We start from the raw sequence: 1091 nt of genomic DNA on the forward strand, positions 1-1091 counted from the left end.
GGGGGCTTCATAGGTGCATGGGAACAGGCTTTTACGACACCCTCCATAAGTAGGCAGGTTGCCACTGGCTGTCGCATCAATCCTTGAGTTCAACACGTTGATCTCCACGCTTCTCAGGAACACGCCCACCGCCGAATCGCAGTTGTTGGTGGTATGTACATGCAACCGGTTCACAATACCACCGTATTCACTGTTCTCAGCCATGAACCCCCTGCAATGATTGTTGCCATCGATCTCTATCCAGACCCGTTCCAGGCGGGCATCAGCAACATTTTTCAGATAGATCCCCATGCTGGTTGTTGCATCACCACCCACCTTGACCGTGACATGATCGAGATCGGGCGCCACATCACTCCCGGTGGAAATATTCTCCCCGGCATAGCCGGTGGCCCACGCCTGTCCCGCAATGCCGTTATTGAGCACCGTGAGGTGGGACAACACGCTGCTCACCGAACCTTTCACCAGCGCCGCATTCACCACATTGGACGCACCCCGCACACCGCTCAGAATGGTCATGTTCCAGCCTGAACCCTGGATGTCCACGAAAGGTTTCATCACCAACTGCTGGCTTCCCAGGTCGTACCAGCCTGGCGCGATGCGGACCAGGCAGCGATTGCCGTTGCTGGGCTCCCCGCACCATTGAGCGCCTGGATGGGTGAAGTGTAGTCACCCCCCTGGGGCGACACCCAGGCGATATTGGCCATGCCACTCACCTGGGCACAGACGCCGAGAAAGCCGCTGCTGGTACTGATACACAGAGGCGCCGTTTGAGGCGGGGCAGTTCACATCGGGAAAACGCACTTCTCCTGCCACGTTGAGGCCTACGATGCCCTGCCCCATGGCCGCTGAAGTCACACAAAGCCCTCCTATGCACAGAAACAGTCTCACCCCCCGTCGGATTTTCATCTTCCTGCTATTCATACCGTCACCCCCTGCTGCAATATTTCCACTTTCCATTTTTAAACATATAGGTAACTACTCACCCCTATCAGCGTAGAGCTGTCCCGAAAAGGCCATTTGAATGGCGACCAGCGGATTGTATCCCTGATTTGCCATGGTCTGCAGGTAACTGGAGATGCGGCAATAGGCCT

2 protein-coding genes are annotated in these 1091 nt (G+C 56.1%); both read right to left on the reverse strand.

Annotated elements, in window-relative coordinates; translation table 11 throughout:
• Positions 1 to 558: hypothetical protein (locus tag ACOCD2_RS21380; RefSeq protein WP_293653525.1), on the reverse strand; the 558-nt coding region annotated here is incomplete at its 3' end.
• Positions 555 to 713, reverse strand: a complete 159-nt coding sequence (locus tag ACOCD2_RS21385; protein ID WP_293653523.1) for a hypothetical protein — start codon at positions 711 to 713, stop codon at positions 555 to 557. The genes ACOCD2_RS21380 and ACOCD2_RS21385, both read right to left, overlap by 4 nt.
• Positions 714 to 1091: the final 378 nt, after the last annotated feature.

It is taken from the genome of Thiolapillus sp., from assembly GCF_048562965.1.
GTDB lineage: Bacteria > Pseudomonadota > Gammaproteobacteria > Chromatiales > Chromatiaceae > Thiolapillus > Thiolapillus brandeum_A.